This is a genomic window from Hymenobacter humi (genome assembly GCF_042665855.1).
GTDB classification, from domain to species: domain Bacteria; phylum Bacteroidota; class Bacteroidia; order Cytophagales; family Hymenobacteraceae; genus Hymenobacter; species Hymenobacter humi.
Genome location: NZ_JBHTEK010000001.1, coordinates 2,958,736 through 2,982,281 on the forward strand (window position 1 = coordinate 2,958,736; position 23,546 = coordinate 2,982,281).

General features: G+C 61.1%; 24 protein-coding genes and 4 pseudogenes. 16 read left to right on the forward strand and 12 right to left on the reverse strand.

What is annotated here, in order from left to right:
* Positions 1-56: 56 nt before the first annotated feature.
* Positions 57-788 (forward strand): RNA methyltransferase, encoded by a 732-nt coding sequence (locus tag ACFQT0_RS16660; RefSeq protein ID WP_380204353.1) that lies wholly within the window; start codon positions 57-59, stop codon positions 786-788.
* A 102-nt stretch (positions 789-890) separates the two neighbouring features.
* Here the strand turns inward: ACFQT0_RS16660 and ACFQT0_RS16665 are convergent, their stop codons facing one another.
* From ACFQT0_RS16665 to ACFQT0_RS16675, 3 genes are all read right to left on the reverse strand, one after another.
* Positions 891-2,000: an outer membrane beta-barrel protein gene (locus ACFQT0_RS16665; RefSeq protein WP_380204354.1), complete on the reverse strand. Its 1,110-nt coding sequence runs from the start codon at positions 1,998-2,000 to the stop codon at positions 891-893.
* Positions 2,001-2,184: 184 nt separating this feature from the next.
* Positions 2,185-3,123, reverse strand: a complete 939-nt coding sequence (locus tag ACFQT0_RS16670) for a hypothetical protein (RefSeq protein ID WP_380204355.1) — start codon at positions 3,121-3,123, stop codon at positions 2,185-2,187.
* Between the two features lie 4 nt (positions 3,124-3,127).
* The gene (locus ACFQT0_RS16675) at positions 3,128-3,688 is read right to left on the reverse strand and encodes an RNA polymerase sigma factor (RefSeq protein ID WP_380204356.1); all 561 of its coding nucleotides are present in this window, start codon (positions 3,686-3,688) and stop codon (positions 3,128-3,130) included.
* Positions 3,689-3,993: 305 nt separating this feature from the next.
* Between ACFQT0_RS16675 and ACFQT0_RS16680 the strand changes: the two genes are divergently transcribed.
* Both ACFQT0_RS16680 and ACFQT0_RS16685 read left to right on the forward strand, forming a co-directional pair.
* Positions 3,994-4,983, forward strand: a complete 990-nt coding sequence (locus ACFQT0_RS16680; RefSeq protein WP_380204357.1) for an ABC transporter ATP-binding protein — start codon at positions 3,994-3,996, stop codon at positions 4,981-4,983.
* A gap of 316 nt (positions 4,984-5,299) precedes the next feature.
* Entirely contained in the window at positions 5,300-5,740 is a 441-nt protein-coding gene (locus ACFQT0_RS16685) for a hypothetical protein (protein WP_380204358.1), read from the forward strand.
* A 412-nt stretch (positions 5,741-6,152) separates the two neighbouring features.
* On the opposite strand, the gene ACFQT0_RS16690 is transcribed toward ACFQT0_RS16685, so the two are convergent.
* Positions 6,153-6,344: a hypothetical protein gene (locus ACFQT0_RS16690; protein ID WP_380204359.1), complete on the reverse strand. Its 192-nt coding sequence runs from the start codon at positions 6,342-6,344 to the stop codon at positions 6,153-6,155.
* 721 nt (positions 6,345-7,065) lie between these two features.
* Between ACFQT0_RS16690 and ACFQT0_RS16695 the strand changes: the two genes are divergently transcribed.
* The gene (locus ACFQT0_RS16695) at positions 7,066-9,015 is read left to right on the forward strand and encodes an LTA synthase family protein (RefSeq protein WP_380204360.1); all 1,950 of its coding nucleotides are present in this window, start codon (positions 7,066-7,068) and stop codon (positions 9,013-9,015) included.
* 63 nt (positions 9,016-9,078) lie between these two features.
* On the opposite strand, the gene ACFQT0_RS16700 is transcribed toward ACFQT0_RS16695, so the two are convergent.
* From ACFQT0_RS16700 to ACFQT0_RS16715, 4 genes are all read right to left on the reverse strand, one after another.
* Positions 9,079-9,498, reverse strand: coding sequence for a hypothetical protein (locus ACFQT0_RS16700; RefSeq protein ID WP_380204361.1), 420 nt, complete (start codon positions 9,496-9,498; stop codon positions 9,079-9,081).
* Positions 9,499-9,503: 5 nt separating this feature from the next.
* Positions 9,504-10,475 (reverse strand): hypothetical protein, encoded by a 972-nt coding sequence (locus ACFQT0_RS16705; protein WP_380204362.1) that lies wholly within the window; start codon positions 10,473-10,475, stop codon positions 9,504-9,506.
* 85 nt (positions 10,476-10,560) lie between these two features.
* Complete coding sequence (locus ACFQT0_RS16710; RefSeq protein WP_380204363.1) at positions 10,561-10,929, reverse strand: CoA-binding protein; 369 nt, start codon at positions 10,927-10,929, stop codon at positions 10,561-10,563.
* Between the two features lie 78 nt (positions 10,930-11,007).
* Positions 11,008-11,433: a tRNA (5-methylaminomethyl-2-thiouridylate)-methyltransferase gene (locus tag ACFQT0_RS16715; protein WP_380204364.1), complete on the reverse strand. Its 426-nt coding sequence runs from the start codon at positions 11,431-11,433 to the stop codon at positions 11,008-11,010.
* 175 nt (positions 11,434-11,608) lie between these two features.
* Here ACFQT0_RS16715 and ACFQT0_RS16720 point away from each other — a divergent pair, with 175 nt between their 5' ends.
* Together ACFQT0_RS16720 and ACFQT0_RS16725 are read left to right on the forward strand one after the other, a co-directional pair.
* Positions 11,609-11,965 (forward strand): sigma factor, encoded by a 357-nt coding sequence (locus ACFQT0_RS16720; protein WP_380204365.1) that lies wholly within the window; start codon positions 11,609-11,611, stop codon positions 11,963-11,965.
* Entirely contained in the window at positions 11,950-12,264 is a 315-nt protein-coding gene (locus ACFQT0_RS16725; protein WP_380204366.1) for a sigma-70 family RNA polymerase sigma factor, read from the forward strand. Before ACFQT0_RS16720 ends, ACFQT0_RS16725 begins: the two co-directional genes overlap by 16 nt.
* 30 nt (positions 12,265-12,294) lie before the next feature.
* Here ACFQT0_RS16725 and ACFQT0_RS16730 read toward each other — a convergent pair.
* Positions 12,295-13,910: pseudogene (locus tag ACFQT0_RS16730) on the reverse strand (NAD(P)/FAD-dependent oxidoreductase).
* Positions 13,911-14,115: 205 nt separating this feature from the next.
* Between ACFQT0_RS16730 and ACFQT0_RS16735 the strand changes: the two are divergent.
* Positions 14,116-15,448: pseudogene (locus ACFQT0_RS16735) on the forward strand (MFS transporter).
* A gap of 13 nt (positions 15,449-15,461) precedes the next feature.
* On the opposite strand, the gene ACFQT0_RS16740 reads toward ACFQT0_RS16735, so the two are convergent.
* From ACFQT0_RS16740 to ACFQT0_RS16750, 3 genes are all read right to left on the reverse strand, one after another.
* Positions 15,462-15,749 (reverse strand): hypothetical protein, encoded by a 288-nt coding sequence (locus ACFQT0_RS16740; protein ID WP_380204367.1) that lies wholly within the window; start codon positions 15,747-15,749, stop codon positions 15,462-15,464.
* A gap of 90 nt (positions 15,750-15,839) precedes the next feature.
* Positions 15,840-16,022: a hypothetical protein gene (locus ACFQT0_RS16745; protein WP_380204368.1), complete on the reverse strand. Its 183-nt coding sequence runs from the start codon at positions 16,020-16,022 to the stop codon at positions 15,840-15,842.
* Positions 15,946-16,824, reverse strand: a complete 879-nt coding sequence (locus ACFQT0_RS16750; protein ID WP_380206056.1) for a tryptophan 2,3-dioxygenase family protein — start codon at positions 16,822-16,824, stop codon at positions 15,946-15,948. Before ACFQT0_RS16750 ends, ACFQT0_RS16745 begins: the two co-directional genes overlap by 77 nt.
* A 287-nt stretch (positions 16,825-17,111) precedes the next feature.
* Here ACFQT0_RS16750 and sdaAB point away from each other — a divergent pair.
* The 9 genes and pseudogenes from sdaAB to ACFQT0_RS16795 all read left to right on the forward strand — a co-directional run bounded on the left by sdaAB (position 17,112) and on the right by ACFQT0_RS16795 (position 23,546).
* Positions 17,112-17,793 (forward strand): annotated as a pseudogene (gene sdaAB, locus ACFQT0_RS16755) (L-serine ammonia-lyase, iron-sulfur-dependent subunit beta).
* A 73-nt stretch (positions 17,794-17,866) separates the two neighbouring features.
* Positions 17,867-18,076 carry a hypothetical protein gene (locus ACFQT0_RS16760; protein ID WP_380204369.1) on the forward strand — a complete coding sequence of 70 codons (210 nt, stop codon included), beginning with the start codon at positions 17,867-17,869 and terminating at the stop codon, positions 18,074-18,076.
* A 2-nt stretch (positions 18,077-18,078) separates the two neighbouring features.
* Positions 18,079-18,471: pseudogene (locus tag ACFQT0_RS16765) on the forward strand (TolC family protein); the annotation flags it as partial.
* A gap of 37 nt (positions 18,472-18,508) precedes the next feature.
* The gene (locus ACFQT0_RS16770; RefSeq protein ID WP_380204370.1) at positions 18,509-19,012 is read left to right on the forward strand and encodes a TolC family protein; all 504 of its coding nucleotides are present in this window, start codon (positions 18,509-18,511) and stop codon (positions 19,010-19,012) included.
* A complete protein-coding gene (locus tag ACFQT0_RS16775) occupies positions 18,964-19,425 on the forward strand; it encodes a TolC family protein (protein ID WP_380204371.1) in 462 nt (153 codons plus the stop codon). Before ACFQT0_RS16770 ends, ACFQT0_RS16775 begins: the two co-directional genes overlap by 49 nt.
* Positions 19,426-19,656: 231 nt before the next feature.
* Entirely contained in the window at positions 19,657-20,952 is a 1,296-nt protein-coding gene (locus ACFQT0_RS16780) for an efflux RND transporter periplasmic adaptor subunit (RefSeq protein ID WP_380204372.1), read from the forward strand.
* A gap of 257 nt (positions 20,953-21,209) precedes the next feature.
* Positions 21,210-22,847 carry an NAD(P)H-dependent glycerol-3-phosphate dehydrogenase gene (locus tag ACFQT0_RS16785; RefSeq protein ID WP_380204373.1) on the forward strand — a complete coding sequence of 546 codons (1,638 nt, stop codon included), beginning with the start codon at positions 21,210-21,212 and terminating at the stop codon, positions 22,845-22,847.
* Positions 22,793-23,077, forward strand: coding sequence for a hypothetical protein (locus ACFQT0_RS16790; RefSeq protein WP_380204374.1), 285 nt, complete (start codon positions 22,793-22,795; stop codon positions 23,075-23,077). The genes ACFQT0_RS16785 and ACFQT0_RS16790 overlap by 55 nt, the downstream gene beginning before the upstream one ends.
* A 40-nt stretch (positions 23,078-23,117) precedes the next feature.
* Entirely contained in the window at positions 23,118-23,546 is a 429-nt protein-coding gene (locus tag ACFQT0_RS16795; RefSeq protein WP_380204375.1) for an EamA family transporter, read from the forward strand.

Below are 23,546 nucleotides of genomic sequence, written 5' to 3' on the forward strand. Positions count from 1 at the left end.
CCGTAGCTTCGACGAATTCTTAGACGACAATGGTTTCAAAAGCACTTGGCAAATACGTGCAGTCGCTGCACCAGAAAAAATACCGGCAGCGCCACGGGGCGTTCCTGGTCGAGGGCGGCAAAAGCGTGATGGAGCTGCTAAGTTCCGACCTGGAAACCGAACATGTACTGCTTACGGCGGAGTTTGCTTCCCAAAACCGGGAGCAGCTTCCCGCCGGGCTGCCGCTGGTGGTGGCCACCGAGTACGAGCTGACCCAGCTCGGCACCCTGGCCACCAACAATACGGCGCTGGCCGTGGCCCGACTGCCCCCGGAGAAAGCCTTGCCTCCAACGCTGCCCGAATCGGCTTTGTTGCTTGCCCTGGACGAAGTGCGCGACCCCGGTAATCTAGGCACCCTTCTGCGCCTGGCCGACTGGTACGGCCTGCCCGGCGTGGTGCTCAGCCCTGGCTGCGCCGACCCGTACTCGCCCAAAACCGTGGCCGCCACCATGGGCGCCTTTGCCCGCGTGCACGTGTGGGAGCGGGACCTGGCCGAGTGGCTGCCCACCCTGGCCGGGGGCGTGGCCGTGTTCGGGGCTGATTTGGAGGGCGACAACGTGCACCGCCTGGCCCTGCGCCCCAGCGGCGTACTGGTGATGGGCAGCGAGTCGCACGGCCTGGCCCCGGCCGTGGAAGCCTGCCTCACGCGCCGGCTGCACATTCCCCGCGGCGCCAGCGGCGGCGCCGAAAGCCTCAATGTGGCCATTTCGGCGGCTATTCTGCTGGATAACTTCTTTCGAAACCAGTAGCTGTTTCTAACGGAAGCAGCCGGGCAACGTGAGTACCTCTTATGCAAAAAGCCCCAGCCATAATGAAAGCTGGGGCTTTTTGTATCCACATTCTGCCGTCGATTAGTTGCCGAAGATGCGCAGGCCAAAGCTCAGGACCTGGGCACTGGGGCCGGCGTTGGTCTTGAACAGCTCATTCATGTTGTACTTGGCAAAGAGCTGCAGGCTGCCGTAGCCGATGGTGCCCTGGGCGCCATAAAGGAAGTTTTCGAGGTTGTAACTGCCTTCGTCCTTGTCTTTGTAGACGTTGCCTTCGGAGATGTACTTCAGCTTGGTGTGCGAGCCGAGGCGGTAGCCCACAAAGCCGCCCGCGCCGAGGTGGAACGTGGACTTGCCGTGCGAGTCGTGCAGCTTGAGCTGCAGCATCAGCGGCAGGTTGACCGAAGAAGTGGTGAGCTTGGACTTCTCGAACTGGCGGCCGTCGGTTTCTTTTACCACCGTGGTAACGCCGTCGGCATTCACCCACTTGTTGTTGCCGGAAAGCATAAAGTTGTTGAAGGAAAACTCGGGGCCCACAATCAGGGATACCGGGCTGCGCTTGCCGCCGAGGCGGGTCTCCGAGTCGAAGCCCAGGTTGATGTAGCGCGAGCCGGCCGTGCGCAAATCCACGTTGCCGGTCTGGCCCAGGCCCACGTTGGGCTTTTGGTTCACCAGCGCATTCAGGCCCACGTCCATGATTAAATTGATGGAGGAGCTTTTGCGCTGGAGTGCCTTCACGCGGTTGGAATCGCGCTGGGCCTGGCGCTGCTCTTTCGATTTGGTTTCCATCGAGCCGTAGGACTTGTTGCCGTTCTCATCGGTGGTCACGCTCACGCCGAAGGTTTTGTTCAGCATCACGTCCACACGGTTGGTGTTAGCCTTCTTTTTGCGCGTGGTGATTCGGATTTGCTCGGGCAGGTTTTTGCCGGGCTGGTCTTTGTCGGGATAAAACTGAACGGTGACCTGGTCGGTGCTGGCGCTCTGGGCCGCTTTTTCGGCCTGGGTGATGTAGCTGGCCAGCCGCGAGGTGAGAGAGTCGAGTTGGTAGTTCTTCATTTGCCGCAGCTGGGCGGCATCGCGCACCACCAGCGTGATGGTGGCCTGGTTGGGCAACCGCACCACGATGGTGTCTTTCAGCACGGGGCGGCTGGTGAGGTCGGTAGCGCGGGCCTCGTTGAGGCCCGCACCGAGCATGAGTAGCAGCAGAGAAAAGGGGAGAAAAGCGCGTTGCATGAGTTCTAAGGAGTGAAAAATTAGAGTTGGATGGATTTGGTGAGGGTGCGGCCGGCCAGGGTGGCGCGCACGGTCACATTTTCGGGCAAGCCCGCGACTTCGGCCAGGCTGACCCGCTCGCCCCGCACCAGGTGGCCGGCTTGCTTCAGGAGTCGGCCGCCCAGACGGGGCGGTCTTCGGCAGCTTCGGCTGTGGACGCCAGCGAGGCCATTTTGCTGGGCCGAACCACCGGCTCGCCGCCGTTGCGCACATCAACCGTGATGAGCTCGCCGGCGCTGGCCAGGATGGAAGCAGGAGCGGCAGGGACGATTTCCGGTGCCGGAGCAGGTTTGGGGAGCGCCGCTACCACTGGTGCCGTGGCGGTAGCGGGTTGCTGCTCGTCAGCAGCGGTGGGGCGGGAGGCAGCGCGAGTTGTCGTGCGGGCCACGAGTGGGAGTTGGTCGGTGGCCGCGTCCGGCTGCCGGGTACTTCCTTTCAAGCGGCGAGGCGACTGCCCGGGGGCCGACATCTTTGCCTTTGGTGCGCTAGATGCAAGGGCCTCGGAGCGGGTTGCCTGAGGAGCTATATATTTTTGAGTTAAAGCAGGCGATGAGGAAGGGGCGGGCTGGGGAGAAGCGGCTGCCAGGTTGCCTGTCGAAGGCGCGGAAGTTGCGGGCGCAATATTCTCGGTACCCATAATATTGGGCTGATTGATAACCGGAGCAGCTTTTTCCTGCGGTTTTTGAGACGCCACACTGCCCGTTTGGGTCTTGCCCGACGGGAAACCGAGCCACAGCCCCGCGCCCCCGGCTACCAGCAGCAAGGCGAGCGCGGCGGCCAGGGCCATGGGCCACCACGCCGCGGCCCGGCGCTGGCGGGGCCGCAGGTGCTCGTCTTCGAGGCGCTCCCACAGCTCGCGGCTGGGCGGAGTGGTGTGCGCGTTCAGCCCTTGGCGAAACAGCTGGTCGAGCCGCTCAGCGTCTGCGTCTGGGGCAGGGTCGGCGTGGGGGCCGGCCTGCAGGCGCGCCCACAGCGCATCGCCCGGCGGGGTGCTGTGGCCGTCGAGTTTATCGCGGAATAAGTCGTCTATATTTTCGGCAGACATAGTATTAGTTGCTGGCAATGGCGGAAAACTGAACCCGGCGCTGCAGCATGGCCCGGGCCTTGCTCAGCTGCGATTTGCTGGTGCCTTCAGTGATGCCCAGCAGCTCGGCGATTTCCTGGTGGCCGTAGCCTTCCAGTGCGTATAAGTTGAAAACGGTACGGTAGCCCACCGGCAGCCCGGCCAGCAAACCCATGAGGTCTTCGGCCTGAAGCTGGGTGTCGGCAGTGGCGGGGGTTACGGCCAGGTTCTCGGGCTGCGGAAAGTCCTCGAACGAAACGGTCATCATCTCGCGCTGGCGCAGCTGCATAAGGGCTTCGTTGACCATGATGCGGCGCACCCAGCCCTCAAAGCTGCCCTCGAACCGGTAGTTGGGCAGGGCCCGAAACATCTTGGCAAACCCCAGCAGCAGGGCTTCTTCGGCATCTTCGCGGCGCTTGAGGTAGCGGCGGCACACGGTCAGCATCAGCCCGGCCAGTTGGTCGTAGAGCTGGCGCTGGGCCCGGTGCTCGCCCCGCACACAAGCGGCGATAAGGTCGGCTTCGGTGGTCACGGTAAGAGTGGGCACTAGGCAGAAACAATGGTGAGGTATCGCGGCAGATGCGAAAGTAGCGACGAAGGTTGCCTGGGTTTGATACTTTATTTGAAAACAGCTGCGCGGCCCTCCAATGCCCTGACGCTTAAGCATCGAGAAACGGAGCCGACGGTTTGGTTAGCTCAATTTCGGCGCAGCACCGCGCAAGGGCGGTATTAAAGGAATGATGCATAACATCAGCGGCAAAAAGGGGCCGGCGTAGCTTGCGGTCTCATTCCGCGCGCCTTGTCCATTCCTGGCCCCAAAACCAGGCGCCTCACCATCCCATTTCGCCCCGCATGGATTTGCTTACAGTAACCGGCATCAGCCTGGAGGAGCGGGGCAAGGAGGTGCTACGGGAAGTGAGCTTCGCCCAGCGGCCGCACCAAAAGCTGGCGCTGGCCGGAGAGTCGGGCACTGGCAAAAGCACCTTGCTGCAGGTCATCGCGGGCCTTATTCAGCCCAGCGCCGGGGAGGTGCGCGTGAACGGCAGCCGCGTGCGGGGCCCGCAGGAAACGCTGGTGCCCGGGCACCCCGGCGTGGCCTACCTCACCCAGACCTCGGAGCTGCCGCACTCCCTGCGCGTGGAGCAGGTGCTGCGCTACGCCAACAAGCGCCCCGAGGCAGAAGCCAAGTCCCTGTACGACCTCTGCCGCATCAGCCACCTGGCTGGACGCCGCACCGACCAGCTCTCCGGCGGCGAACAGCAGCGCGTAGCCCTGGCGCGCCTGCTGCTCGGCGCGCCCCAACTGCTGCTGCTCGACGAGCCGTTTTCCAACCTCGACCGCGTGCACAAGCGCGTACTGCAGGGCATCATCGAGGAACTGGGCCAGCGCCTGGGCATCACCTGCCTGCTGGTGTCGCACGACCCCGCCGATACCTTGTCGTGGGCCGATGAAATCCTGGTGATGCACCGGGGCCGCATCGTGCAGCAGGGGCCACCCGCCCGCATCTACCACCAGCCCGTAAATGAGTACACGGCGGCTTTATTCGGCGATTACAACCTGGTGCGGGGAGCCGACCGCCAGGCCTTGTCCCCGGTGAGCAAGCGGAAGGCTGCCGGCACTGTCCTGCTGGTTCGCCCCGAGCAATTTCGGCTGGAGCCAATGCGGGAAGGTGAGCTGGTTGGCAAGGTGAAGCAGGTGCAGTTTTTTGGCGGGTACGACGAAGTGGAAATTCAGCTGATTGAAAGCACCGTTCGGGTCAGACTCGCTAGCCATTCCTGGCAGGCCGGGGATTTGGTGTCGGTTTCGCTGGCACCCGGCGCCGGCTGGAGTATTGAGCTATAATTTTTCTCGAAAGAGGCTTTCGCATAAGGCTTTACCTGGCGTATTTGGTAAATGGCTGTAAGTCTTATTGGTAGCGTAAAGCAGGGACGTGGCTTCAGTGAATTAGGGTTATGCCTGATACCCCGCTGCTATGGCGAATGAATGCGATTATCACTTATAGGATAAAGTAATTATCTTTTATTAATGGATATATCGAATAAAAAGTGTTTCTTTGGTCAGGTTCCACTGAAATGCGCTGCATTCCTAGCTTATGCCAATAGCCTCACTGCCCAGCCTCCCGTTCTTTCCGGTTACTTGCCGCGCCGGTTCTTCGCTCTTGCGGGGCCGCAGCCGCCGCACACTGAGTGCCGAAGAAGTGACGCTAACCTGCGAAGTGCTGCTGGCTGCCGCCCTCCACCGCCGCTGCGCGTATTGGCTCCTGGACGGACGCGTGAGTCGCCAGGAGCAACCCGTGGAGCTGCACGAGTGGCTGCACGAAGAATATTTCCCCCGGGTGCGCACCGAGCTTGGCCAGCCTCCGTGCATTGCGCTGCTGGTGGCCCCGGTCTTTTATAAGCAGCTGCTCGCCATGGCGCACAACGCTCCAGTCGAATGGCCTACCTGGGGTGCCCGCGTGAACTGTTTTAAGGAAGAAGACGCCGCCCTGGCCTGGCTACGCCAGCAAGGCGCGCAGGAGCGGGAGCGCACCCGACTGCTGGCCGCCTCCACCGGGACTAAGGGCGCGTGGAGCGGCAAGCAACTGAGCTTCCATTTCTAAAAAGCTGTCTGCGTTATTTTCTGGTGTTTAAAACGAGGTAGAGGCGCATACTTGCGTCTCCTCGTCCGCGCCGTCTGGAAATCGGCTACCCATTATTGTTCAATGGGGAGACGCAAGTATGCGTCCCTACCTCGTGCTAGCTGGCTCAAGGAGCTTCTAAGGCGGCTCGTTTCTCTTAATTCGGGGACCCCAGCGGGTCGAAGCCGGATGCCGGCAGCATCATGTCGGCACTGCGCACGTGTTCCGGTACTGCTAACCGGCATCCGTTAGCTATAAGCCTTTCGGTAAAGGCGTCACGGCCGCGTGCAGTCATTGGGCTGCCGCGGCGAGGATAGGGTAAACGCGCTGAGGGCATGCGCCGGACATAAAGGCGCACCGCAAAGTGGGAGTGAGGCGCCTCCTTTCGGCTGGCTTACTGCTCGGAAGCGGCTTCGAGAAAAGTCAGCGTCTGGTCTAAGGTCAATTCGCCCATTACAAACCATTCGAGGAGCATGGCTTCCACGTGGCTGGGTTCCGTCGCCTTGCTCCGGTTGGAGCGTAGCACTCCTTCCACCAATTGTTGCCGCTCCGTCTCAGTAGCCAAAAGTGTAGAAAACTGTTTCATGCAGTAGGAGATTACATTACCCAGACACTTGGGCAACTGAAACAAAGCTAAGCGCTACGCAGGAAACTAGAGCAACGAATAAATACGTATTTATAAATTAAATATAGTAATAATTTAGATAAGTAGAAATACTTGCTTTTCACAACTGTGCTCAGTCCAAAAATTGGTCTGGCACCATCACAATCGGGGATGCCTGGCACGGGCCTTTCCAGCCGGTGCCGAACTTATTACTAGGAGCTTTCGGCAGTGCTTTTATTAATGAAAGTTATTGAATCAATTGTCCTAATAATATTCCTTCTGGAATCGTATTTGCTCTTAATATCGGATTATCGTCCGCTTTTTTAGCCACTTCATTTATGAATCTATTATACACGCTGGCGCTTGATGGAGGAGAAAAACACCGAAACGCCAAAATCGTCGCGTTTGCAAAACCCGTATAATTCAACGTTGCCTGAAACAGCGCGCACCTAAACTCGGGTTGCGCCGAATAATGGCACTGAGTAAAATCAGCTCAATTTCCCAGGCTTAGCTAGCCCGCTGCCGTATTCTGGCTCATCCGGGCAGCCTGTTTTAGCCCGACGCTACCTGCTCCACTGCACTCCCTAGCCTGAAACCATCCCCGCGCTCCGCCAGAATAGCGCCTGCCCGGACCTCCTTACTTCCCCGCGACCGGCTTGGCCCAACTACCCCATTTCCTGCCTGCTCCGCCCTTCCTTTTTCTATGAATTCCCACACCACTCGCAAGATTGGCTGCGTTACCCTCAGCCTCATGCTGGTTCTGTTCCTGATTCGCCCTCAGGTAATGGACATCGCTTATCCCATCGTTTTTGGGTATTTCAAAGCCTTTTATATCGTTCTGCTTGGCAGCTATTACGACTTCATGCTGGCCGCGGGCCTGGGTGGCGCCTTCCTGGTTCTGGCCGTGCTTTTGCGCCGGTCGCCGCGGGCCGAGTCGTTTCTGCTGGGGGCCTTTGTCGGGGTGGCGCTGCTGTGCGTCTGGTTTGGGTTGAGCTACGTGACGACCAGCACCATCCTGGGTGGGCCCCTTACCTACGGCTGGCTGTACTATTCCGATTTCATGCAGAACAGCGACTTCAAAGCCGCGCTCAATGCCAACCTCACGTGGGGTTGGGCCGGGCAGATGGTGCTGTGGAGTGTGCTGCTGCTGCTGAGCAGCTACCTGCTCTGGGCGCTGGTGCGGCGGTTCGATGCGCAGGGCCGGTATTTCTGGCGCACGATGTCAGTGCTGGCCGTGGCTTTGCTGGTTTACTTCGTGGTTGCGCCCCGCTCGGTGGCCCGCAACAACCTTACGTTTAAGGTAATTGCCAATCCGGTGCTGGCGTTTTCCCATTCGGTGTACGGCGCGCTGGCCACCTCGCCCGACTTGTTTGAGATGGAGCTGCCGAAGGGGTTCGAGCCTTTTCCCACGCCGCAGGCCGTGAGCGGCGCGCCCACCACCGCGCCGTTCAACCCCCGCATCCGCAACGTGGTGTTGTTTGTGCTGGAGTCGGTGCCGGCCGAGTACGTGCCCGGCTACCAAACCAACTTTGACGTGATGCCGGAACTGGCCCGCCACCTGCCGCACTCGCTGCGGGTAACGGATTTGTACGCCCACGTGCCCAGCACCAACAACGCCGTGGTGGCCCTGCTCGGGTCGCTTTACCCGAAAATCTCCTACGAGAGCATTTCGAAAGAAAACCCCGACATCCGGGTGCCCTCTTTGAGCTCGGAATTGGGTGCCCATCATTTGCGCACGGGTTTCTTTTTTGCCGCCGATACGCGTTTTCAGAACATGGGCGGGTTTTTGTCCCACCGCAAGTTCGATACCATTGCCGACTTCCAAACCATTTCCTGCGGCAAGCCGGCGTTGGAAGTTGAGCCAGAAAGAACCGATTTCCTCAGCAGCGCCGACGAGTCTTGCCTGATAAAGGCCTGCACCGACTGGCTGCCGGCCGACTCTACCGGGGCGCCGTTTTTCGCCACCGTCTGGACGTCCCAAACCCATTACCCGTACTTCCCGGTCGGCAAGCTGCACGACTACAATGTTAAAGAGCAGTACCTCAACAACTACCTCAACGCCCTGCACTATTCCGACCAGCAGCTCGGCCGCTTGCTCGACGAGCTGAAACGGCGCGGCCTCTCCGAGTCAACGCTGGTCGTGGTGGTGGGCGACCACGGCGAGGCCTTCGGCCGCCACGTGTCGTACGCGCACGCTTCGGCTATTTATGAGGAAAACGTGCACGTTCCCTTGCTCTTAATCAATCCGCTGCTGTTTCATGGCGAAAAGCTCCAGGCCATAGGCGGGCAGATAGACGTGGCGCCCAGCATCCTCGATGTGATGCGCTTTCCCATCCCCGGGGCGTGGCAGGGCACCAGCTTGTTTAACCCCAAGCGCGAGAACCGGGCTTACTTCTTCAGCCCGTATTCGCAGTACGTATTTGGCATGCGGACCCCGCAGCACAAGGTCATTTTTAACGCGTCCAGCGGCAAAACCCAGGTGTTTGACTTGAGCAAAGACCCGCATGAAATGACCGACATCGCGGGCCAGATGCCGGAATTTGTGCAGCAAAGCCAGCGGCGCCTGGCCAGCTGGGTGCAGTACCAGAATGCCTACCTGGGCCGGGTGCTGGGGCCTGAATCCAACGCGGTACCCGTGGCCGTGGGCCGTTAGGGCAAGCGGTATTCCAGCACCCGAATGCTGGTGCCGGCCACTACCTGAGCCGGCCCACCTTTCCTAGTAGCTACCGGGCGCCAGATGGGCGCGGTGTCGTTGGCGCTGCGCCCTGCCAGGCTCGTAGCTGCGGCCTATTTTGACCCGACTGGTTTTGGTGAAAACGGGCGTGACGGTTACGGCGGTGGGCGCGGGATTGAGCAAGTAGAGATAGAGCCGGTGGCGCGCCCGATCGATGCTGGCGTAGGTTTTCAGGCCAGTTTGGGTTTCGGTTTTAATCATTTGCTTGCCCAGGAAGTTGCCCAGCAGCATCAGCCCAAAGCCGTTGGCGTTGAAGTTGCCGTTTTTGTCGAGGGCGTTGTAGCCGTCGCGCTTGCCGTCGGCGTTCTCTATCCATCGGGTGTTCCAGAAGCAAGAAAACGCCACGCTCGGGTGCAGCAGCTGCTGGAAGCTGATTTCCAGGTTGGTGAGGCTGTTGCCCATGGTGTTCAGCAGGGTTGCTTCCTGGCCTGGGCACCAACTGAAGGGCCCGTATTCGGCCACGATGACCTTGAGCTTTTCTGGTCGGCTGGGCTGGCGTACTTGCGGATGGCCTGGCTGGCGATGTCCACCGGCTGGGTCAGGCGCCGGAGCGTGTCGCAGGTGCTGAGCGGGTAGTTGCTCACGCACACCGCGTCGATGTGGCCCGCGGCTTTGGTGAGCACCGTTTGCCACCACGCCTCCGAATCGCCGTTGGGGATGATGGAGATGCTGGGGTCCACGGCCTTCATGGCTTTCGAGAAGTCCACCACATCGGTGGCATAAATCTCGGCGCCGTTGGCGGGGCCCTTGTTCCAGGTTTCGTTGGCAATCATCCAGTACTTCACCCGGTAGCGCTTTTTCACGTTGGCGTAGCGCACCCAGGCCACGGCGTGCTCGAGCAACTGCTGCTTCGTGGACCAGGTGGCGCCCGCCGGGTAGGGCACGTTGTATTCGTCGGCCGCTACCACCAGCACGGGCTCGGCGCCCACTTCCCGGCAAATGGCCATGAACTCATCGAAGTCGAGCACCGGGAATTTGAAGGCCGTGTTGTTGTCCTTCAGCATGATTTCCCGGTCACTCACGGAGCCGGGGCCGGTACGTGCCAGGGCCGGCTGCGCCTTCTGGTAAGGCGGCTGCGAGAATAAATAGAAGTCGGATTTGTTGCCGCCCGGGTAGCGGAGGTATTTCACGCCCATGGCCTTGAGGGCCTTCACCAGGCGCCGTTTAGGGCGTAGGTACTGGTCATCATCGGTCAGAAAGTCCAGGTTGATGCCCACCGGATGATGGGACACATCGGTTAAAACCGAATCGGGGAACACCTGCACGTGGGCAGCAGTTGGCGTGGGCTGCACCCGCGCCAACTGCTGCGCCTGCGTGTGCGGCGGGCCCGCACTAAGAAGTATGGCCAGGCACCAGGCTGGAAATGAAAGCATCCTCATGCCTGCTTGCTTAATAGGTAGATAATTGAGCCGACAGTTTTGTGACCGAGGGGGAGCGTACCAGAAAGTTGAGCCAGCGCACTTGTTAATACTGCCCGATGGAGAGCAGGACCAGCGTGCAAGCTTCCTCGGTTCTGATGCCGCGCTCGTGCGCGAGCCGCTCCAGCTCCGGGTTCTCGGTGCCGGGGTTGAACAGGATGCGCTTGGGCTGCAGGTCCAGGATGTAGTCGTACCACACGGGCTGATGCCGCGGGCCTACGTAGAGCGTGATGGTGTCGATGTCGGGGTGCTGCGGGCGGTCGGTGTGGATGTCCATGCCCGCCACCTGCCCCTTGCGAATGCCCACCGGCACCACCTCGTGGCCGTGCTTCTTGAGCATGTGGGCTGCGCGAAACGAGTAGCGCTCGGGGTTATCAGAAGCGCCGAGGACGAGGGTCTTTTTATTGGATTTCATGGCAGAATTAAAGCATAAAGCCCAGCGCAACGAGGCTGGGCTTATCTGTACGCATTAACTGCTCTTGGGGCTGCCGGGTTAGGCCTGGGTCCCTGCGCCGGCCGTCAGACGGGCGAGGGACCAGGCGCCTACGGCCATCACCGCATCGCGCACGGCCACATCGAAGTACCGCCCGCTGACAACCAGATTCAGGGCAATGCCCAGCAGCCAAGCCATCACGACCCAGGCCCCGATGCGCGGCCGCACCAGCACCAGGATGCCGGCAATGATTTCAATCACGCCCACCACCAGCATAAACGTGTGAGCCGAAACCGGTAGCATCCTCACCACGGCGGGCGCGAGGTAGGCTTCCCAGTTGGTGAGCAGGTTGGCGAATTTATCGAGGCCCGCAATGATGGGCACGAGGCCGTAGGTGATGGTGAGCACCCGGATAACGGTGTGCGCAGCGCTGGCCGCAGGCCGGGCGTCGGAGGACGAATACGGAAGATTGGCGGAAGGGAACATGGCTTTAGGGGTTTAGGGTTTATTGGCATTGGATGCACACACCCAGCCCTAGGTTACAGCGTTTTATAAAACCTTTTTTACTTGTAACCTTTCCCCGAGCTGCGCATCCAATGGCAGCCGCTCCCCGCCGGGAAGCCCTGCAAACAACCTGCTCATGGTACCCGCTCTGGCGCTTATGCCCTTTCATCCGCTTCCCGATTCCGAGGTCATTCGCCGGGTGCTGGCGGGTGAGAAGCCGCTCTTCGAGCTGCTGATGCGGCGCTACAATCAGCGCCTGTACCGCACCGGCGTGGCCGTGCTGGGCCAGGCCGCTGCCACACAAGACGCCATGCAGAACGCCTGGGTGAAAGCCTACGAACAGTTGAGCCGCTTCGAGCAGCGGGCCAGCTTCCCCACCTGGCTCACACGCATCATGCTCAACGAATGCCTCATGGACCGGCGCCGTCAGCACCGCCTTGTGGAGCTCGATGAGGCCGACGCCCAGGCTCCCACCGCTGGCCCCGATGTGCCCACCCCTTGCAGGAATTACTAAACGATGAGCTGCGTGCCGCCCTGGAAACCGCCGTGCAGGCCCTGCCCGATGGCTACCGAAGCGTGTTTGTGCTACGCGAAGTGGAAGGCATGAGCGTAGCCGAAGCCGCCGCCTTGCTCCACCTCACCGAAACCAACGTGAAAGTGCGCCTCCTGCGGGCCCGCGAACGGCTGCGCACGCAGCTCAAAAGCTTTGCCCCCCAGCAAGCCTTTGCCTTCCTCGGACCGCGCTGCGACCGTATGGTGCACGCCGTGCTGGCCCGGCTTGGCGCACTTTCTTTGCCCGTTGGACTGAACTAGCCACCCAGGAAAACGTGCCCGCCGGCTCCCTTACCGGCGCACCAGCGCGGCCACCGCTTCGGCGCACCGCTCGCCGTCCATGGCCGCCGACACGATGCCGCCCGCATAACCGGCGCCTTCGCCGCACGGAAACAGGCCCTGCACCACCGGGTGCTGCAAGGTGTCTTTGTCGCGCGGAATGCGTATCGGTGCCGAGGTTCGGCTTTCCACGCCCACGATTTGCGCTGCGTTGGTGGCGTAGCCCGGGATTTTGCGGCCGAAGTCGCGGAAGCCCTGGCGCAGGCGCTCTGCCAGCGTGGAACCCAGTACGTCGTCCATGCGCACCGAAACCAGCCCGGGCTGGTAAGACGTTTCGAGCAGGTCGGCCGACTGCTTATTCTTTAGGAAGTCGCCGAGCAGTTGAGCCGGCGCGCGCTGCGTGCCACCCGCCGCCCGGCAGGCCAGCTGCTCAATTTCTGCCTGAAAGTGCAGCCCGGCCAGCGGGCCGTACTGCTTCACGTCCATATCCGAAAGCTCCACGGCTGCCACGATGCCGGAGTTGGCAAAGCGGGAGTCGCGGCGGCTCGGCGACATGCCGTTCACCACCACCTCGCCCGTGGCCGTGGCCGCCGGCACAATAAAGCCACCGGGGCACATGCAAAACGAAAACACGCCCCGCTGCTCGCCGCCCACTTCCGTTTGGTGCACGAGCGAATAGGAGGCCGCCGGCAATAGCCCGCGGTCGGCCCGGCGGTACTGGGCCTGGTCTATCAGGGCCTGGGGGTGCTCGACCCGCACGCCCAAGGCAAAGGGCTTGGCTTCGATGAGCACGCCTCGGCGGTGCAGCAGGCTCGTAAATGTCGCGGGCCGAGTGGCCGGTGGCCAGAATGGTGGCTTCGGCTTCGATGGCCTCGCCCGAGGCCGTGACCACGCCGCGCAGGGTTGTTCTCCAGGATGAGGTCGGTTACGCGGGTATCGAACCTGACTTCGCCGCCGGCTTCGATAATGGCTTCGCGCAGGGCTTGTACCACGGCCGGCAATTTGTTGGTGCCGATGTGGGGGTGGGCGTCCACGAGAATGTCGGGAGTGGCGCCGTGCTGCACCAGTCGGCGCAAAACCCGGCCCACGTCGCCACGCTTGGTGGCGCGGGTATAAAGTTTTCCGTCAGAATAAGTGCCGGCTCCGCCTTCGCCAAAACAGTAATTGGAATCGGGGTTTACAATTTGGTCTTTATTGATGGCCGCGAGGTCACGGCGCCGGGCCCGCACGTCGAGGCCGCGCTCCAGCACGATGGGTTTTATACCAAGCTCAATGCACCGCAACGCCGCGAACAAGCCGGCGGGACCAGCCCCGATAATGATAGCCGAACGTGAATTATATTTCACATTTGGATAAACAAACCAAGGGCCGAATAAGTCGGCGGGTGGCGCAGTACGGTACAGATCAGCGCGCAACCGCACCAGCGGTTGACGACCACGCGCATCAATAGAACGGCGCTTTAAATGAACGAAATCAACTTCGCCGGGTGCTAAGCCCGCCTGCTGCAGGATGGCCTCGTAGCGCGAAAGCTCATCGAATGCAACTTCGGGGGGAGCAGTAGTTCCAATTCTTGTTTTAACATTTGTGTAATATGAAAGGTGGCTATCCTTCAGAGGGTTGCTACTCATGAGCAATGCAACCACAAAGTTAATTCCATCAGCGTGGCCACGGTTCCACATTGTAATAGGGAAGTAAACGCGACTAAAATGCCATCTTGGCTCAACCTTTACGGTCGCTTCACGAACACCTTGCTGTCCGGGTAGCAAGCCATTTGCTTTGCTGCGGAGTTGGCCACGAAGGCTGCCTTCATCTTCGACAACCCGTAAATCCTGCATGAGGACTTCTTTAACTTCGGCTCCTGTGTCCCGGCTGCGCTCCATCGTGAGCGGCTCCATTGGCAACCTGGTCGAGTGGTACGATTGGTACGCCTACTCTGCCTTTGCCTTGTACTTCGCTCCCGTCTTTTTCCCGAAGGGTAGCCCCACGGCTCAACTGCTGAACACGGCCGCCATTTTTGCGGTGGGCTTTCTGATGCGGCCGCTCGGCGCCTGGCTGCTGGGTGCCTATGCCGACCGGCACGGGCGGCGGGCCGCTCTGCTTCTGTCGGTGCAGCTCATGGCCGGGGGCTCGCTGCTGATTGCGGCCACGCCCGGCTATGCCCGCATCGGGGTGCTGGCGCCGGCCTTGCTGCTGCTGGCCCGCCTGATTCAGGGCATCAGCGTGGGAGGAATACGGCACGTCGGCCACCTACCTCAGCGAGATGGCCGGCGCCAGGCACCGCGGGTTCTGGTCCAGCTTTCAATACCTCACGCTGATGGGAGGCCAACTGCTGGCGCTGGTGGTGCAGCTGGGTTTGCAGCGGGTGCTTTCGCCCGCCGAGTTGGGCGATTGGGGCTGGCGCGTGCCTTTTGTGATAGGGGCAGTGGCGGCCATGGGGGCGTTGTACCTACGCACCCACATGGGCGAGACGGCCGCTTTTGAGCAGCACCGGGCCGACCTCGCCACTGCCGGGGCCGAAGGCGAAGGCCACGCGCCGACCCCTGGGCAGATGCGCATTCTGATGCAGCACCCGCGGGCGGTGCTCACGGTGGTTGGGCTGACCCTGGGCGGTACGCTGGCTTTTTACACGTTCACCACCTACGCGCAGAAATTCCTCGTTAACACGTCGGGCTTTTCGAAGGAAATGGCCACGCTTATTTCATTTGGTGTAATGGCGGTGGCCTTGCTGTTTCAACCCTTGCTGGGCGCTATCTCCGATAAGGTAGGCCGCCGGCCGGTTTTGCTTATGTTCGGCATCGGGGCCACATTGGGTACGGTGCCACTGCTGCGGCTGCTGGCCCACACGCAGGACGCTGGGGTGGCCGCGGGCTTGCTCATTGCCGCGCTGTTTGTCGTGAGCGGCTACACGTCTATCAGTGCCGTGGTGAAGGCCGAGCTGTTTCCCACAGAAATCCGGGCCCTGGGGGTGGGGCTGCCCTTCGCCCTTACGGTGGCCATATTCGGCGGCACCGCCGAATACGTGGCTTTACTCGCCAAAAACGAGGGCGTCGAAGAGTGGTTTTATTGGTACGTGACGGCCTGCGCGTTCCTGTCCTTGCTGGTGTATTGGCGCATGGGCGAAACCCAAAGGAACTCACGTATTGCCCCCGACGCCGTGCCGGCCTAACGCAGGCCTGCGACTACTCGCCCTCGCTGCTCGCGGCGGCCTGGCTGGGTGCTGTAGAGTCAAATCCTGCCGTGAGCTTGCCCAATTCTACGCGCGATTTGGCCGTGTTTTCATACACCTCGCTCAGCATGGCCATCAGGGCCCGCGCTACATCGGGGTTGTTGCGGGCCATGGTGCCGGAGATGACGTTGTAGTAAAAGGAGGCTAGGGTATCGCCGTCCCACATGCTGCTCATGTTGGTGTGCAGCGTGCGCACGTGGGCGAGCGAGGCGTCAATGATTTTCTGGTCGGCTTCGGTCATGGGGTCGGGTGCTAATAAAGAAAGAGGCAGACCTCCATTACGGAAGCCTGCCTCTTTGGTATAAAAATGAAGGGGGATTGGGGCCCCAGCTTATGCCTTCACACCCTCTTCCAGCACCTGCTCGACCCAGCTCTTGCCCCAGTCGGTGAGTTCCTGCTCGGTCCAGAGCTGGGGGTAGAAGATGCGGCGCTGGAACTTAGGAGGCAGGTAGTTGCGCCAGTTGGTGCCGCCGGTGGCCGCCACGTCGGTGGGGTTGCGCTGCAGGTAGCGCACGGCCGATTTGAAGTGCATCAGCGGCCAGTTTACGTTCACGCTGATGTCGAGCCTGGCGCAGGGCGCGCAGCAGGCGCGGGTGGGTGCGGTCTTCTTCGGGCAGGCGCTGCACCACGGCCCACACGTTGCGGTCGTGGTAGGCCTCGGCGTGGCGCACGAGGTCGGCGGTGTACTTGCGCTCAAACTCGATGAGGGTAAGGGCTTTGGCGCCGCTGGCCTCGATGGTGGCGCCGGCTTTCCAGTAGATGCAGCCCAGCATCTGGTCGTAGTCGTGGGCCGAGGCCTCGCCCAGAGCCTGGCGCTTGGCTTTGTCGGTAAGGTTTTCGAGGCTGGTGCTGGCAATCTCTATCTTGCGGTACTGCACCGACTGAAAGCCCGAAGCCGGCATCAGGGCCATGCGGAAGTCCAGAAACTGCTGCTTGTCCATGCCGTCGACCATCACATCAAACGAGTCGATGAGGTTTTCGAAGTAGCGGTTGATGCGGCCCAGGCGCAGCACCACTTCGCCCAGGGTGGGCTCGGCGAGGTCGCCAATCTGCTCGTATTCGCAGAGGCAGAGCTTGAAATACAGCTCCGAAATCTGGTGGTACATGATGAAAATCCGCTCGTCGGGCAGGTTGGTGAGCGGCCGCTGCAGCGAGAGGAGGGTATCGAGGCTCGATGTAGTCCCAGTAATTAATGTACTTGGCGTGGTACAGGCCTTCGAGGTAAGCGGCCAGGTCTTGGCCGTCGGGGGCGTATTTCTCCTGCAGCCGCCGCAGGCGGGCGAGCACGGCCGGAGAAAACTCCTCCTGGGTGGGATGAGTAGTCATGAAAAAAGAGGGGTGAAGTGGGTGGGAAAAGCCTGGGTGGGGCCGGGGCAAATATCGTTAAAATACGAAGGGGACCTAGTGCCCGGGAAGGGGCTCAGCCCAACCTTTCGCAACTAAAACGGTTAAGCAGCATCTTTGCTCCGATAATGTTGAGCTGAAAGAAATCGGCCCTTACCTGAACAGGCACCTTGGGCCGGCCGCAGCGGGCTCCTCAAGTGCTTGATATGGCTCGAATCCGCTACTTTTAACCCCACAACCTTAAGGATGGCGCAAGCGCATGGCCGAAAAATCTAGTATTTTTGATATGATTGGGCCTGTGATGATTGGGCCCAGGCTCGTCGCACACGGCCGGGGTGGTGCGCATCGCGCGGGCCGCCATCCGCATTTTGGGGGCCGTGCCCACCGAAGCCGTCATTACCTTTTACAATTCGTTTGCCCGTACCTACGAGGGCCACGGCTCCGACCGCGCCATTGTGGCGGGCCTGTTGGGCTACGCCCCCGACGACATCCGCATTCGCACGGCGTTTGACCACGCCGCCGAAGCGGGCCTGGATTTCAAATTCCAAAGCGTGGGCAACGCCTCGACCATGCACCCGAACACCATCAAGCTGAACCTGCTGGACGCCCGCACCGGCCACCGCGTGGAAGTGGTGGGCCAGAGCCGGGGCGGCGGCGTGATTCGGATTGTGGAGGTGGACGGCTTTCCGTCCGACTTTTCCGGGGCGCTGCACACGCTCATCATCGACGCGCAGGACGTGCCGGGCTCCATTGCCTTCATAGCCTCGGTCATCGCGCACGACCAGTGCAACATCGCCACCATGTTTGTGAGCCGCAAAGGCCGCAACGACGCGGCCCGGCAGTTCATCGAAATGGACAGCCCCATCAAAGACATTACCCTGGCCTACCTGCGGCAGTTGAGCTGGGTGCAGCGCATAACTTACATCCCTACGCTGGAATAAAGCTTCCGGTCGGGGGCATCAGCGGCCTTTTCCGATACGCATACCTGGATTAACACTACTACTTTTCTGCAAAATGAAACGAGGGACTACCAAATCACTACTTCACAAACGGGCCCTGGGTTGGGCCGGTTTGGTGGGCGCGGTGCTGGCACTGGCGCCGGCTGCCCACGCCCAAAGCGTGCCCGCCTCGCCACCAGCCGCGGCGTTGGGCCAGCCGGCTCAGGCGCCCACCGGCCCTGGTCCCTGCAGCGGGCCATCGACTACGCCCTGCAGAACAACCTGACGGTGCGCCAAAGTGAGCTGACGGCGCAGCAGCAGGAAGCGTCGCAACGGCTCAACCGCGCCGCCCTGTTGCCCACGGCCAGCTTAAACGGCACGCAGGGCTTCAACTTTGGCACTAACCGCGACCCGTTTACCAACCAGTTCCAGCAGTTGAACGTGAGGTCCAACAACTTCACGGCCAGCGGCCAGCTAACCTTGTTTTCTGGCTTTCAGCTGCGCAACACCATTCGGCAGGGCCAGCTGGATGCCCAGGCCGCGCGGGTTGACATCGAGAAGGCCCGCAACGACTTGTCGTTGAACGTGGCTTCGTCGTTTCTGCAGCTGCTGCTGGCCCAGGAGCTGATTCGGGCGTCGGAAGCGCGCCTGAGCACCGTGCAAGCGCAGGTAACGCGCAGCGAAAAGCTGCTGAAGGCGGGCGCCGTGGCCGAAGGCAATGTGCTCGACAGCCGCGCCCAGGCTGGCCGGCGAGGAGCGCACGCTGGTGACGGCCCAAAACCAGCGCGACCTGGCTCAACTGGCCCTGGTGCAGCAGCTCAACCTGGACCCTGCCTCGGCTACCCGCTTCCAGGTGGAGGTGCCCGTGCTGCCGGACCCCACCACGTTTGTGGGCACCGCGGCCAACGAGCTGGACCCGAATGCGACGTTCGAAATTGCCCGCCAGCGACAGCCCGAAATCAAGGCTGCGGAGCTGCGCGTGCAGAGTGCCCGCCGCGGGCTCGACATTGCCCGGGGCGCCTATTACCCGCGCCTGACCATGGCCGGCGGCGTGCAAACCGGTTTTTCGTCGGTGCGCACTCAGCAGGTTCGGGTGGAAGACAACGTGGTTTCGGTGCCCGTTTTTGAGCGCAACCCCGCGGCCCCGGGGGCTTCGCGCCTTCGCCGTACGTGTTGCTGTCCACGCAACCCACCTTTGAAAAGCTGGATTACAAATTCCTGAGCCAGCTGGCCGACAACCGCGGCGAGTTTGTGCAGTTTAGCCTGAACATCCCCATCCTCAACGGGCTGCAAACCCGGGTGGGCGTGCAGCGGGCCCAAGTCAACATCCAGCAAGTGGAGCTGCGCTCCGAGCAGGCGCGCCTGCAGCTGCGCCAGACCATTCAGCAGAGCTACGCCGACGCCCTGGCGGCCCAGCGCCGCTTTGCGGCCAGCTCCCGCCAGGTGGAGGCCCTGAGCCTGGCTTTCCGCAACGCCGAAATCCGCTTCAACAACGGCTTGCTCAACGGCACGGATTTCAACATTGCCCGCAACAACCTCACCGCCGCCGAGTCGGACATGATTCAGGCCAAGTACGAGTTTTACTTCCGGCGCAAGGTGCTCGACTTTTACCAGGGCAAGCCGCTGGCGCTGTAAAACAGCACCGTCAGGCTAGGGCAGCTTCGGCCAACCACGGGTGGGCTGGGCCGCCGTGCTCCCTGCTTAATTAAGCTCAACCACACACTCTCCCGATTACCCATTACTGCAACCTGAAGTATCACCAATGAAAAACAACCGCTTACTCTACATCCTGGCCGGCCTGCTGCTGGTGGCACTGGTGGGCTACACCGTGGCAAAAAGAAAGGCTGGATTGGCAAGCCGGCCGGCGTGGAAGTGCTGGTGGCCAAGGCCGGCCCGGCCAACATCGTGGAGAAGGTTAGTGCCTCGGGCAAGGTGCAGCCCGAAACCGAAGTGAAAATCTCGCCCGACGTGTCCGGCGAAATCATTGAGCTCTACGTGCAGGAAGGCGACTCGGTGCGCAAGGGCCGCCTGCTGCTCCGTATTCGGCCCGACAACTACCAGGCCCAGGTGGCCATGCAAAGCGCCCAGGTGGGCACCCAGCGCGCCAACGTGGGCCAGGCCCAGGCCCGCCTGCAGCAGCTGCTGGCCAACGCCAAGCAGGTTGAGCTAACCTACCGCCGCAATGCCTCGCTCTACAAGCAAAAGGTGATTTCGCAGGCCGACTACGAAGCCAGCCAGGCCGCCTACAACGCCTCGCAGGAGGAAATCAACAGCGCCCGCCAGTCCATCCGCGCTTCGCAGAGCACCGTGAGCGCCGCCTCGGCCTCGCTGGAAGAAGCCCGCAAAAACCTCAACAAAACCACCATCTACGCCCCGGTGAGCGGCACGGTGAGCAAGCTGAACGTGAAGAAGGGCGAGCGGGTAGTGGGCACCACCCAGATGGCCGGTACCGAAATCATGCGCATTGCCAACCTCAACAACATGGAGGTGCGGGTGAACGTGAACGAGAACGACGTGAACAACGTGAACATCGGCGACTCGGTGGACGTGGACGTGGATGCCTACAGCAGCAAGGACGAGAAGTTTAAGGGCATCGTCACAAATATTGCCAACACGGCCAAGGACGCCCTCACGGCCGAAGCTGTGACCGAGTTTGAAGTGCGCATCCGCCTGCTGCCCGAAAGCTACCGCCACCTGCTACGCACCGTGCGCAAGCAGACCATCGTGCCCTTCCGGCCCGGCATGACGGCCTCGGTCGACATCATCACCGACCGCAAATCGGGCGTGCTGAGCGTGCCGCTAGCTGCCGTGACCACGCGTTCTGACTCGACCAAAGCAAATGCCACCGGAAAAGCCCCGGTGAAGTCCGCCCGCAGCGGCGAAGTATCCACTGAAGCGCCCGCCAACGCGCCCAAAGCCGAAATTCAGGAAGTGGTATTCGTGGTGAAAAATGGCAAGGCCGTGCTCACGCCCGTGAAGACTGGCATCAGCGACTTCCAGAATATTGAGATTCTGAGCGGAGTGCCCGCTGGCGCCCAGGTCGTGAGCGGCCCATTCCGCGCCGTGGCCAAAACCCTGAAAGACGGGGCCGTGGTGGATATCAAGGACGCCAAAAGCCTGAACAAAGAGGCCCTGAAAGAAGAGCCTGAGGAAGGCAAATAAGCCCTTTGGTGCTGCAACCAAAACGCCTCTTCTGATTCAGGGGAGGCGTTTTTCTTTGGGGCTGCCCAGCCGTGTTGCCAAGGGACGGCAGCGGGCCTTGTTCAAGCGCTTTCAGAGGAAAAAAGCGAGCTGCTCTTAATAAATTCACCAGGCAATAACTTGAATACGTAGATTATTCAGGTCAAAAAAATCCCGTTTCTTAAAAGTGGGGAGGGATTTTACGTTCTTGCGGCTCTTTACACACCAGCTTCGTTCTCTTGGAAAAAATAGCCATGCTCGGCGGCGGCTCCTGGGCCACTGCTCTCACTAAAATTCTCAGCGAAAATGGGGCCCGGGTAGATTGGTGGCTGCGCTCGAAAGACGACGTACAGCATCTGCTGCGCACCCGCCACAACCCGCGCTACCTCTCGGCGGTGCAGTTCGACCTCAACCGCGTGTACCCCACCACCGACCTGGAAGACGCCATCGAGGAAGCCGACTGGCTGGTGCTGGCCGTACCTGCGGCCTTCGTGCAGCCCGTGCTCGACAAGCTGGACCGGGACTCTATGAAGCACAAGCGCGTGATTTCGGCCATCAAAGGCATGATTCCAAGCAAAAACCAGCCTGGTGACCGACTACGTGGCCGAGCGGTTCCGGCTGGGCCGGCACCAGGGGGCGTGATAGCCGGGCCCTGCCACGCCGAAGAAGTAGCCCTGGAAAAGCAGAGCTACCTCACCATCGGCTCGCCCGACGCGGAACTGGCGCTGGAATTCTGCGGGCTGCTGCGCAACCGCTACGTACGCGCCCACCCCGCGGCGGACCTCGACGGCATCGAGTACTGCGCCGTGATGAAAAACATCATCGCCCTCACCGGCGGCATCGCCCACGGCGTGGGCTACGGCGATAATTTTCTGGCCGTGCTGGTGAGCAACGCGGTTCAGGAAATTCGCCGATTTCTGCAGGCCATTAATCCCCAGCCGCGCGACCTGTCGGCCTCTGCCTACCTCGGCGACCTGCTCGTAACGGCCTATTCGCAGTTCTCGCGCAACCGCACCTTCGGCAGCATGGTGGGCCGCGGCTACTCCGTGAAATCAGCCCAACTCGAAATGAACATGGTGGCCGAAGGCTACTACGCCGTGAAGAGCATTCACGAGCCTCAACAAAAAGCTCAAGGTGCACATGCCCATCACCACGGCCGCTTACCGGATTCTGTACGAAAAAGTGGCTCCCGCCATCGAAATGGAGCTTCTGAAAGACCAGCTGCGCTAATTGCCCATGAAAGTTGTCGGGTTTACGTTCGTCCGCAATGCCATTACCTACGACTACCCGGTGGTGGAAAGCATCAACTGCTGCTGCCGCTGTGTGATGAAGTAGTGGTGGCCGTGGGCAATTCGGCCGACGACACGCTGGGCCTGATTCGGGGCATCGGTTCCCCCAAAATCCGCATCATTGAAACTCTCTGGGACGATACCCTGCGGGAGGGTGGCCGCGTGCTGGCCGTGGAAACCGATAAGGCCCTGGCCGCTGTGCCCACCGATGCCGACTGGGCCATCTACCTGCAAGCCGATGAGGTTCTGCACGAGGACGATTACCCCGCCATTCGGGCTGGTATGGCTCAATGGGCCGCCCACCGGGAAGTAGATGGTTTGCTGCTCAACTACCGGCATTTCTATGGGTCCTACGACTACGTGGGCGATTCACGGCGCTGGTACCAGCGCGAAATCCGCGTCGTGCGGCCCAACGCGGGCGTTTATTCTTACCGCGACGCGCAGGGCTTCCGCAAAGGACAAAACCAGAAGCTGCAAGTGAAGCTCCTCGATGCCACAGTGCATCACTACGGCTGGGTGAAGCCCCCGCGGCTATGCAGCGCAAGCAGGAAACCTTCAACCGCCTATGGCACTCCGACGAGTGGGTAGCCGCCAACGTGGCCCCCGCCGACGAGTTCGACTACAGCCAGATAGACTCGCTGCAGCTCTTTGCCGGGCGCCACCCGGCGGCCATGCACGCCCGCATCGAGAGGCAAAACTGGCGGTTCGCCCACGACATGTCGCGCAACCGCTACCGCTTCAAAGACCGGATAAAGCAGGTCATTCAGAAACTGACCGGCTACCGCCTGGGCGAGTATCGGAATTATAAACTGGTGTAGCGCCGCTCATTCTTCGGCGTGCCGAAACAGCTCAACTTCCATGAATTGGCTACCCCTGGCTCTGCTGACGGCCCTTTGCTTAGCGCTTTACAACTTCTTCATCAAGCTGGCCGCCAATCATGTGTCGCCCGCCGTGGGGGCCGTGGTGTTGCAACTCGTGGCTGCTTTGCTCGGAGCCGTCTGGCTGGTCAAGCTAAAGCTTCAGGGGCAGCCTTTGGCCATCACCGGTAAGGGATTGGGACTGGCGGCGTTGGCTGGTTTAGGAGTAGGCCTGGCTGAAATTCTAACTTTTGTGGTCTTTCAGCGCGGGGTTAATTCTTCGGTGGGAACCCCGGTGATTGTGGGCGGCTCGGTGCTGCTGACAGCGGTCTTGGGTCTGGTGGTGCTGCGCGAGGGGCTAACAGTTGCTCAGGCCGGTGGGCTGCTGTTCATTGTGCTTGGGATTGCGCTGTTGGCACGCGGGCACTAA

Coding starts and splice junctions, on each gene's coding strand:
- ACFQT0_RS16665 (WP_380204354.1), bottom strand. CDS start 2,000: ATGCTCGGTGCGGGCCTCAACGAGGCCCGCGCTACCGACCTCACCAGC.
- ACFQT0_RS16670 (WP_380204355.1), bottom strand. CDS start 3,123: ATGTCTGCCGAAAATATAGACGACTTATTCCGCGATAAACTCGACGGC.
- ACFQT0_RS16680 (WP_380204357.1), top strand. CDS start 3,994: ATGGATTTGCTTACAGTAACCGGCATCAGCCTGGAGGAGCGGGGCAAG.
- ACFQT0_RS16690 (WP_380204359.1), bottom strand. CDS start 6,344: ATGAAACAGTTTTCTACACTTTTGGCTACTGAGACGGAGCGGCAACAA.
- ACFQT0_RS16695 (WP_380204360.1), top strand. CDS start 7,066: ATGAATTCCCACACCACTCGCAAGATTGGCTGCGTTACCCTCAGCCTC.
- ACFQT0_RS16700 (WP_380204361.1), bottom strand. CDS start 9,498: ATGGGCAACAGCCTCACCAACCTGGAAATCAGCTTCCAGCAGCTGCTG.
- ACFQT0_RS16705 (WP_380204362.1), bottom strand. CDS start 10,475: ATGAGGATGCTTTCATTTCCAGCCTGGTGCCTGGCCATACTTCTTAGT.
- ACFQT0_RS16710 (WP_380204363.1), bottom strand. CDS start 10,929: ATGAAATCCAATAAAAAGACCCTCGTCCTCGGCGCTTCTGATAACCCC.
- ACFQT0_RS16715 (WP_380204364.1), bottom strand. CDS start 11,433: ATGTTCCCTTCCGCCAATCTTCCGTATTCGTCCTCCGACGCCCGGCCT.
- ACFQT0_RS16720 (WP_380204365.1), top strand. CDS start 11,609: ATGCCCTTTCATCCGCTTCCCGATTCCGAGGTCATTCGCCGGGTGCTG.
- ACFQT0_RS16740 (WP_380204367.1), bottom strand. CDS start 15,749: ATGACCGAAGCCGACCAGAAAATCATTGACGCCTCGCTCGCCCACGTG.
- ACFQT0_RS16760 (WP_380204369.1), top strand. CDS start 17,867: ATGAAACGAGGGACTACCAAATCACTACTTCACAAACGGGCCCTGGGT.
- ACFQT0_RS16770 (WP_380204370.1), top strand. CDS start 18,509: ATGTGCTCGACAGCCGCGCCCAGGCTGGCCGGCGAGGAGCGCACGCTG.
- ACFQT0_RS16790 (WP_380204374.1), top strand. CDS start 22,793: ATGCAGCGCAAGCAGGAAACCTTCAACCGCCTATGGCACTCCGACGAG.
- ACFQT0_RS16795 (WP_380204375.1), top strand. CDS start 23,118: ATGAATTGGCTACCCCTGGCTCTGCTGACGGCCCTTTGCTTAGCGCTT.